Annotated in this window: 9 protein-coding genes; 6 read left to right on the top strand and 3 right to left on the bottom strand. The window is 70.8% G+C overall.

What is annotated here, in order from left to right:
• Positions 1-164: 164 nt before the first annotated feature.
• The gene (locus Q0599_RS14200) at positions 165-581 is read left to right on the top strand and encodes a hypothetical protein (RefSeq protein ID WP_298830428.1); all 417 of its coding nucleotides are present in this window, start codon (positions 165-167) and stop codon (positions 579-581) included.
• Between the two features lie 18 nt (positions 582-599).
• On the opposite strand, the gene Q0599_RS14195 is transcribed toward Q0599_RS14200, so the two are convergent.
• Genes Q0599_RS14195 through Q0599_RS14185 form a run of 3 tightly spaced genes read right to left on the bottom strand, consistent with a single transcriptional unit; the run spans position 600 to position 2,521 of the window.
• Positions 600-1,751: an acyl-CoA dehydrogenase family protein gene (locus Q0599_RS14195; RefSeq protein WP_298830426.1), complete on the bottom strand. Its 1,152-nt coding sequence runs from the start codon at positions 1,749-1,751 to the stop codon at positions 600-602.
• A 10-nt stretch (positions 1,752-1,761) separates the two neighbouring features.
• Positions 1,762-2,217, bottom strand: a complete 456-nt coding sequence (locus Q0599_RS14190) for a MerR family DNA-binding transcriptional regulator (protein ID WP_298830423.1) — start codon at positions 2,215-2,217, stop codon at positions 1,762-1,764.
• A 7-nt stretch (positions 2,218-2,224) separates the two neighbouring features.
• Positions 2,225-2,521, bottom strand: coding sequence for an SCP2 sterol-binding domain-containing protein (locus Q0599_RS14185; protein WP_298830421.1), 297 nt, complete (start codon positions 2,519-2,521; stop codon positions 2,225-2,227).
• 113 nt (positions 2,522-2,634) lie between these two features.
• Between Q0599_RS14185 and Q0599_RS14180 the strand changes: the two genes are divergently transcribed.
• The 5 genes from Q0599_RS14180 to Q0599_RS14160 are packed head-to-tail and all read left to right on the top strand — an operon-like array spanning position 2,635 to position 9,063.
• Positions 2,635-3,516, top strand: coding sequence for an SDR family oxidoreductase (locus Q0599_RS14180; RefSeq protein ID WP_298830419.1), 882 nt, complete (start codon positions 2,635-2,637; stop codon positions 3,514-3,516).
• The gene (locus Q0599_RS14175) at positions 3,516-5,126 is read left to right on the top strand and encodes an acyl-CoA carboxylase subunit beta (RefSeq protein ID WP_298830417.1); all 1,611 of its coding nucleotides are present in this window, start codon (positions 3,516-3,518) and stop codon (positions 5,124-5,126) included. Before Q0599_RS14180 ends, Q0599_RS14175 begins: the two co-directional genes overlap by 1 nt.
• 15 nt (positions 5,127-5,141) lie before the next feature.
• A complete protein-coding gene (locus tag Q0599_RS14170; protein ID WP_298830415.1) occupies positions 5,142-6,296 on the top strand; it encodes an acyl-CoA dehydrogenase family protein in 1,155 nt (384 codons plus the stop codon).
• Positions 6,293-7,102 (top strand): enoyl-CoA hydratase-related protein, encoded by an 810-nt coding sequence (locus tag Q0599_RS14165; RefSeq protein WP_298830413.1) that lies wholly within the window; start codon positions 6,293-6,295, stop codon positions 7,100-7,102. Before Q0599_RS14170 ends, Q0599_RS14165 begins: the two co-directional genes overlap by 4 nt.
• Positions 7,099-9,063 carry a biotin carboxylase N-terminal domain-containing protein gene (locus Q0599_RS14160; protein WP_298830412.1) on the top strand — a complete coding sequence of 655 codons (1,965 nt, stop codon included), beginning with the start codon at positions 7,099-7,101 and terminating at the stop codon, positions 9,061-9,063. Before Q0599_RS14165 ends, Q0599_RS14160 begins: the two co-directional genes overlap by 4 nt.
• Positions 9,064-9,074 lie beyond the last annotated feature (11 nt).

Genomic DNA, 9,074 nt, shown 5'->3' with positions numbered 1-9,074 from the left:
CTCAAACCCAGTCCGGATGAACACCGGACACAACCTATTGAAGCTTCACAGCTAGTCGCGTTTCGCGTGATGGTCCGCACGCTCGCTGCGTCCTCTCGCGTGCACGGCGGAAGGCGCGCTTCTAGACTCGCGCATCGACCTCCAACGCCGCCCACGGGCTGTCCATGGCGAACAACAACAGCATCGATTTCCGTCCTTCCGGCAGCATCGACTTCGAGCCGGTCGCCATCCCCGCCGCCACTGCGGCCGCCGCGCCCGCCGCGCCGGCGGACGACAAGATCGACCGCGATCCGCTGTCGATCAATTTCGGCCGCGAAAAGGTCCACAAGCCCAGCGCGACCGAGCGCATGCTCGCCGGCACGACGATCGACTGGCTGATCGCCTTCCCGATGGAGGCCCGTCCGAAGGCGATGTGCGAGAAGTATCCGCACTTGGCCAACCGGGTCGCCCGCGAGTGGGCCGACCCGGCCGCCGCGAAGCGCAGCCTGCAGGAACTGGTGGCCGACACGCGCTGGGGCAGCACGGGCTTTCCGGCGCAGGTGCAGGGCGAGCTCGAGCGGCTGCTGAAGCGGCTCGGCTGAACGCCGGCGGGCCGCGCCTCACATGGCGCGCGCGGCCAGCTCCTTCATGATCTCGTTGGTGCCGCCGTAGATGCGCTGCACGCGCGCATCGGTGTAGAGCTCGGCGATGGGGTACTCGCTCATGTAGCCATAACCGCCGAACAGCTGCAGGCACTCGTCCATCACCTTGCCCTGCTGTTCGGTGACCCAGTACTTGAGCAGCGCGGCGCGCTCCACGCCGAGGCCGCCGCGCAGGTGCTCGACCATCGCCGCATCGACGAAGGCGCGCGTGGCCAGCACCGTGGCCTGCACCTCGGCGAGCTTGAAGCGGGTGTTCTGGAAGTTCCAGATCGGCTGGCCGAAGGCCTGGCGCTGCTTGACGTAGGCGAGTGTCTCGTCGAGTGCACGCTCCATCGCCGCGACGCCGCCCAGCGCGACGATCAGTCTTTCCTGCGGCAGTTGCTGCATCAGCTGCACGAATCCCTGACCTTCGGCCGCGCCGAGCAGATTCTCTGCCGGCACGCGCACATCGTCGAAGAACAGCTCGGCGGTGTCCTGCGCCTTCATGCCGATCTTGTCGAGCAGGCGTCCGCGGCGGAAGCCCGGCGCCTGATCGGTTTCGACGACGAGCAGCGACATGCCCTTCGATCCCGCACCGCCGGTGCGGCAGACGACGATGATCAGGTTCGCGTTGCCGCCGTTGGTGATGAAGGTCTTCTGGCCGTTGAGCACGTAGGTGTCGTCGTCGCGCCTGGCGCTGGTGCGGATCGCCTGCAGGTCGGAGCCGGTGCCGGGCTCGGTCATCGCGATCGCGCCGATCAGCTCGCCGCTGGCCATCCGCGGCAGCCAGCGCTGCTTCTGCGCCTCGCTGCCGTAATGCAGCACGTAGGGGGCGACGATGCCCGAGTGCAGTCCGCCGCCGAAGCCGCTCAGGCTGGCGCGTGCTGCCTCCATCAGGATCACCGCATCGTGGCCGAAGTCGCCGCCGCCGCCGCCGTAGGCCTCGGGCAGGGCGGCGCAGAGCAGCCCCTGCGCGCCAGCCTCTCGCCAGGTGGAAGGTTCCATGCGACCGTCAGCGCGCCACTGCGCCGCGCGTGGCACCCAGCGTTCGGTGAAGAAGCGCCGCGCGGCATCCTCGAGCGCGCGGTGGTCGTCGCGCATCCAGGCGGAAGGGAGGTTGGGCAGGGCCATCGTCGTGTCTTCAGGAGTCGGCCTTGGCCGGGCGCTTGCGAGCCTCGAGCTGCGCGCGGCAGCTCTGGTTGATGTGGCGCAGCTCGGCGAGGGTGGCATCGATGTGGGCACGCCTGCGCTCCAGCTCGACGATCGCCGCGTCGGTGCGCGTGATCACGTAGTGGAGCTGCTGCGCGCGGCCCTCGCCGTGGTCGCCGTAGAGGTCCAGGTAGTGCTTGATCTCGGCCAGTGGCGAGCCGATCGCCTTGGCGCGCAGGATCAGCGCGAGCCGCGCGCGGTCACGCCGCGTGTAGACGCGCGTGCCGTTGATGCGGCGCGGCGCGAGCAGGCCCTTGTCCTCGTAGAAGCGCAGCGCGCGCAGCGTCACGCCGAACTCGCGGCACAGCTCGGCGATGCCGAACAGCTCGCCGGTGTCGTCGTCGCGGTGCGAGGCGACGAAGGCGCGTGCGGGGTCGGTGCGGGCCACGTTCGGTCTAGACCACGCGCTGCATGCGCAGCGCGACGCCCGTGTCGCCCTGCACCTTGAGCTTGCCGGGCATGAAGCCGGCGGCCGGTTCGATCTCGCCGCGCAGCATCGCGGCGAGGTGGTTCAGCGTGATGCCGACGGTGCAGTCGGCGTCGCCGCTTCGGTTGTCCACCGCACTGGGTAGCGACTGGTCGTCCACGAAGATCGTGCAGGCCTCGCCGCAGTCGAACTTCAGCGTGGCGTTCAGCCCGCTGTCGCCGCCGACCTTGGCGCGGATCGCAGCAGTGCATTCATCGAAGGTCATGGGGACGAGCGGAGAGACGCCGATGCGCTGCATGCTAGGCCGGCCGCACGGCCGCCGGTACCGCGTAATCACCTATACGCGATCAGGATGACGTTAACGTAACCTTGGCGACCATGACTGTCTCCTCGCGCTACGCCAGCGTGCTGCGCCCCGGCCTGTTCGACGGGCAGCTGCTGTGGGTGACCGGCGGTGGCAGCGGCATCGGCCGCTGCGTCGCGCACGAGCTCGCCTCGCTCGGTGCCACCGTGGTGATCAGCGGCCGCACGGCCGAGAAGCTCGAGCGCGTCGCGGCCGAGATCGCCGAGGACGGCGGCCGCGCCGTCACACGGGCCTTCGACATCCGCGACGAGGAGGCGGTGAAGGCCCACGTGGCCGAGGTGGTGGCCGGCCACGGCCCGGTCCACGGCCTGGTGAACAACGCCGGCGGCCAGTTTCCGGCGCCGCTGATGGCCATCAGCAAGCGCGGCTTCGAGGCCGTGGTGGCGAACAACCTCACCGGCGGCTTCCTGATGATGCGCGAAATGTTCCTGCAATCCATGCAGGAGCACGGCGGCGCCATCGTCAACATGACCGCCGACTTCCGCAATGGCATGCCCGGCATGGGCCACAGCGGTGCGGCGCGCGCCGGCATGGCCAACCTGACGCAGACCGCGGCCTTCGAATGGGCACATGCCGGCGTTCGCGTCAATGCGGTGGCCCCGGGCTGGATCGCCTCCAGTGGCATGGACACCTACGGCGGCATGACGAAGACGCTGATCCCCACGCTGAAGCACCACGTGCCGCTGCGCCGCCTGGGCGCCGAGGCCGAAGTCAGCGCGGCGATCTGCTTCCTGCTCAGCCCGGGCGCGGCGTTCATCACCGGCGTCACGCTGGCAATCGACGGCGGTGCGCCACTGGGCAGCCCGCTGTTCCCCAGCCCGGACCACGACAAGTCGGTGCCCTTCGACGGTTTTCACCGCGCGGCCGTGCCGGCGGTTCTCATGGGCGGCAGTTGATGCCGGTCCTGCACAGCCGGATCGACCCCGCCAGTGCCGCCTTCGCGGCGAACGCGGCGCGCATGGCGCAGCGCCTGGCCGAGGTACAGCGGCTCGAGGGCCTGGTCATCGCCGAGAGCGAGTCCAAGCGCCAGCGCTTCGAGGAGCGCGGCCAGTTGCTGCCTCGCGAGCGCGTCGCGAGGCTGCTCGACCGCGGCTCGGGCTTCCTCGAGCTCAGCCGCCTCGCCGGTCTCGGCATGCACGACGACGACGGCAAGAAGTCGGTGCTCGGCGGCGGCAGCATCGTCGGCATCGGGACGGTGGCTGGCAAGCGGGTGCTGATCTCGGCCAGCGACAGCGGCGTGAAGGGAGGCACGGTCGCGCCCATGGGCCTGAAGAAGGCGCTGCGTGCGCAGGAGATCGCGCGCGAGAACAAGCTGCCGCTGGTCTACCTGGTGGAGTCGGGCGGCGCCAACCTGATGTACCAGGCCGAGATCTTCGTCGACGGCGGGCGCAGCTTCGCCAACCAGGCGCGGCTGTCGGCGGCGGGCATCCCTCAGGTCGCGGTGGTGCACGGCTCCTCGACCGCCGGCGGCGCCTACCTGCCGGGACTGTCGGACTACGTGGTGCTGGTGCGCGGTCGCAGCAGCATCTACCTCGCCGGCCCGCCCCTGGTGAAGGCGGCGATCGGCGAGGACGCCACCGACGAGGAACTCGGCGGTGCGCAGACGCACGCCGAGGTCACCGGGCTGGGCGAGTACCTGTGCGAGAACGACGCCCACGCCATCGCGCTCACCCGCGAACTGCTCGACAAGCTGCCGTGGGACGAGGTGGGTGCGCCACGCGCTTTCGAGGAGCCGCGCTTTGCGGCCGACGAACTGATGGGCATCGTGCCCGCCGACGACCGCGAGCCCTACGACGTGCGCGAAGTGATCGCGCGCTTGGTCGACGGCAGCGACTTCCTAGAGTTCAAGCCCGGTTGCGGCGGCGAGACGGTGTGCGGCCATGCGCGCATCCATGGCCACGCGGTGGCGCTCCTCGGCAACAACGGGCCGATCCAGCCCGAGGGCTCGACCAAGGCGGCGCAGTTCATGCAGCTCGCGGACCAGAGCGGCACCGCGCTGGTGTTCCTGCAGAACACCACCGGGTACATGGTCGGCTCGGCGGCCGAGCGCGGCGGCGCCATCAAGCACGGCTCGAAGATGATCCAGGCGGTGGCCAACACGCGCGTGCCGAAGCTGACCGTCGTGCTCGGCGGCAGCTATGGCGCCGGCAACTACGGCATGTGCGGCCGTGGCTTCGACCCGCGCTTCATCTTCGCCTGGCCCTCGGCGCGCACCGCGGTGATGGGTGGCGCGCAGGCGGCCCGGGTGATGGACATCGTCAACCGCGCCAAGCTCGGGCGCGCCGGCCAGGCCGCCGACGAAGCGGCGCTGAAGGCGATGAGCGATGCGCTGCGGCTGCGCCTGGACAAGGAGTCCGATGCGCTGTTCGGCACGGCTCGGCTGTGGGACGACGGCATCATCGATCCGCGCGACACGCGGCGCATCCTCGGGCTGTGCCTCGAGCTCGCTGCCGAGGCCGACGCCCGCAGCTTGCGCTCCAACAGCTTCGGCGTCGCGCGCTTCTAGAAGAAAGGCACTCTCATGAACTTCACCCCCGAGCACGAGCAGATCGCCGACACGGTGCGCAGGTTCGTCGTGAAGGAACTCAACCCGCACGTGGCCGAGTGGGAAGCCGCGCAGCAGTTTCCCAGCCACGAGGTGTTCAAGAAGCTCGGCGACCTGGGCCTGCTCGGCATCAAGTACCCGGCCGAATACGGCGGCATGGGCCTGGACTTCAGCTACTCGATGGTGATGGCCGAGGCGCTGGGCGAATGCAGCTGCGGCGGCGTGCCGATGGCCATCGGCGTGCAGACCGACATGGCCACGCCGGCGCTGGCGCGCTTCGGATCGGAAGCGCTCAAGCAGGAGTACCTCGCGCCGACCATCGCCGGCGACTACGTGGCCTGCCTGGGCGTCAGCGAAGCCAGCGGCGGGTCGGACGTCGCCGCGGTGAAGACCACCGCGCGCAAGGAGGGCGGCGACTACGTCATCAATGGCTCGAAGATGTGGATCACCAATGGCCTGCAGGCCGACTGGTGCTGCCTGCTGGCCAACACGTCCGAGGGGTCGCCGCACCGCAACAAGAGCCTGATCGTGGTGCCGATGGATGCGCCGGGCATCAGCAAGCAGAAGATCCGCAAGATCGGCATGGACTCGTCGGACACCGCGCAGCTCTTCTTCGACAACGTGCGCGTGCCGCAGCGCCACCTGATCGGCCAGGAAGGCATGGGCTTCACGTTCCAGATGCTGCAGTTCCAGGAAGAGCGCCTGTGGGGTGCGGCGAGCTCGCTGCGCAGCCTGGACCGGCTGATCGACAGCACCATCGAGTACACCCGGCAGCGTCAGGCGTTCGGCCGGAGCATCCTCGACAACCAGGTGGTGCACTTCCGCCTCGCCGAGCTGCGCACCGAGGTGGAGGCGCTGCGTGCGCTGACCTACCGCGCGGTGGAGATGTACGTCGGCGGCAAGGACGTCACCAGGCTGGCTTCGATGGCCAAGCTCAAGTGCGGGCGCCTCTCGCGCGAGGTGGCGGACTCCTGCCTGCAGTACTGGGGCGGCATGGGCTTCACCTGGGACAACCCGGTCTCGCAGGCCTACCGCGACAGCCGCCTGGTGTCGATCGGCGGCGGCGCCGACGAGGTGATGCTGGGCATCATCTGCAAGCTCGAGGGCACGCTGCCCAAGGTCGCCCCATGACGCCCGGCGAGGCGCCGCAACCGGTGGTGCTCGCGCGGCGCGCCGGCGCGGTGCTGCACCTCACGCTGAACCGCCCGGTGGCGCGCAACGCCATGACGCTGGGCATGGTGCTGGCCCTGCGCCAGGCGCTCTCGGAGGCAGAGCGCGACGGCGGCGTGCGCGTCGTCGTGCTGCGCGGCGCCGAGGGCCACTTCAGCGCCGGCGCCGACATCGCCGAGATGGCCGCCGCGCGCATGAAGCTGGCCGCCGACCCGGACGCCATCGTCGCCGTCAACGCCGCCTTCGGCGAGCTGTGCGCGGACTACGCCGGCACCGGCATCGCGGTGGTGGCGGTGCTGCAGGGCACGGTGATGGGCGGCGGTTTCGGCCTGGCCTGCGTGGCCGACGTGGCGATCGCCGCAGAGAGCGCGGTGTTCCGCCTGCCCGAGACCTCGCTGGGCGTGGTGCCGGCGCAGATCGCTCCCTACCTGGTCGAGCGGCTCGGCTATTCGCAGGCGCGGCGGTTGGCCGTCACCGGTGGGCGCATCGACGCGCGCACCGCGCTGTCGCTCGGCCTCGTCCACGAACTGCATGCGGATGCCGCGCTCGACCAGGCGCTGCAGCGCGTGTTGCACGAGATCCTGCACAACGCACCCGGCGCGGTGGCGGCCACCAAGGCGCTGATCGCGAGGGCGCGCCTGCACACGCCGGCTTCGCTGGTGCAGCATGCGGCCGAGGTGTTCTCGGCTGCCTCGATGTCGGCCGAGGGCATGGAGGGCATGACCGCCTTCCTGAACAAGCGCAAGGCGAACTGGATGCCGCAGTGAGCTTCGAGACGATTCTGGTGGCCAACCGCGGCGAGATCGCCTGTCGCGTGATGCGCAGCGCCCGTGCGCTCGGGTACCGCACGGTGGCGGTATACAGCGATGCCGACGCGGACGCGCCCCACGCGCAGCAGGCCGACCTGTCCGTGCACATCGGCGGCAGCCCGGCGGGCGAGTCCTACCTCAACGCGGTGGCCCTGATCGAGGCCGCGCGTCGCAGCGGCGCCGATGCGGTGCACCCGGGCTACGGCTTCCTCAGCGAGAACGCCGGCTTCGCGCAGGCTTGCCACGCCGCCGGCCTGGTCTTCATCGGCCCGCCGCCCGAGGCGATCATGGCGATGGGCGACAAGGTGCTGGCCAAGCGGCGCATGCACGATGCCGGCGTGCCCTGCGCGCCGGGCTCCCTGGGCGTGTCGCAGGACGATGCGCAGCTGCATGCCGAAGCCCTCCGGCTCGGCTTCCCGCTGCTGGTCAAGGCGGTGGCCGGCGGCGGCGGGCGCGGCATGCGCCTGGTGACCTCGGCCGACGGCATCGCCGAGGCGCTGGCCGGCGCACGCCGCGAGGCGAAGAGCGCCTTCGCCGACGAGACGCTGATGCTCGAGCGGCTGATCGAGCATGGCCGGCACATCGAGATCCAGGTGTTCGCCGACACCCAGGGTCACGTCATCCACCTCGGCGAGCGCGATTGCAGCGCGCAGCGGCGGCGGCAGAAGGTGGTCGAGGAGTCACCGTCGCCGGTGGTCTCGCCCGAGCTGCGCGAAGCGATGGGTCGCGACGCGGTCGCTGCGGCGCGGGCGGTGGGCTACGTCGGAGCGGGCACGGTGGAGTTCATCGTCGATCAGAGCGGCCGACACTTCTTCCTCGAAATGAACACGCGGCTGCAGGTCGAGCACCCGGTCACCGAGATGGTCACCGGCCTCGATCTGGTCGAGTGGCAATTGCGCATCGCCGCCGGCGAGCCGCTGCCGCTGACGCAGGAACAGGTGGTGTTGCGCGGCCATGCGATCGAGGTGCGGCTCTATGCCGAGGACCCCTATGCCGGCTTCGCGCCGCAGATCGGGCCGGTGCTGCACTGGCGGCCCGAGGCAGCGCTTCGGCCGGGCGTGCGCATCGACCACGGCCTCGCCGAAGGACAGCGGATCACGCCGTTCTACGACGCCATGGTGGCCAAGCTGGTCGCCCATGGCCGCGACCGCGCCGACGCCATCCGCCGCCTGCGTGCGGCGCTGGCCGACGCGCCGCTGCTGGGGCTGCGCCACAACGGCCGCTTCCTGCGCGACCTGCTCGACCACGGCGCCTTCCGTCATGGCGAGATGACGACGCAGTGGCTCGACGACGGACTGCGCGAGGGCGCGGCCCTGTTCGAGCGGCCGCGGCCGTGCGACGAGGACTGGTGCGTGGCCGCTGCGGCCTTCGCCTTGCGCGACGGCGCACCACAGCGGCCGGACAGCGTCGCCGCCTACGATCTGTCGCTGGCCTGCGATGGCGCCGAACGCACGCTGCGCGTGCGGCCGGGGAGGGGTGGCGAGGTCGGCATCACGTTCGACGGCGTGGTGCGCTCGCTGCGCCTGCTGGGCGCAGCCGATTGCGAGCTCCGTTACGAGTGGCTGGGCGTGGCGCGTCGGGTCGTCGCGCTGTGGCACGACGACGCGCTGCACCTCGCGCGCGAGGGCGCCGTGTTCGTCTTCGATGAGCCTTCTGCGCGGCCCCGCGCCGACCGCCTCGCCGACCCCGGCCACGCGCGCGCCCCGGTGGCCGGCGTGGTCGCCAGGCTCGCCGTGGGCGAGGGCGATGCAGTCGCGGCTGGCCAGCCGCTGGCCTGTGTGGAGGCGATGAAGATGGAGATGTGGGTCGCGGCCGGGGCGGCGGGCCGTGTGGCCCGCGTGGCGGTGCGGCCCGGCCAGCAGGTCGCCGCGGGCACTCTGCTGGTGGAGCTCGAACTGGCCGATCCCGCGGCCGACTGACGGAGAGCGGC

Origin of the sequence: uncultured Piscinibacter sp., assembly GCF_937952055.1 — a bacterium.
Lineage (GTDB): Bacteria > Pseudomonadota > Gammaproteobacteria > Burkholderiales > Burkholderiaceae_C > Piscinibacter.
The sequence above is the reverse complement of the archived record's forward strand: the minus strand, read 5'-3'. Positions and strand labels throughout refer to the sequence as shown.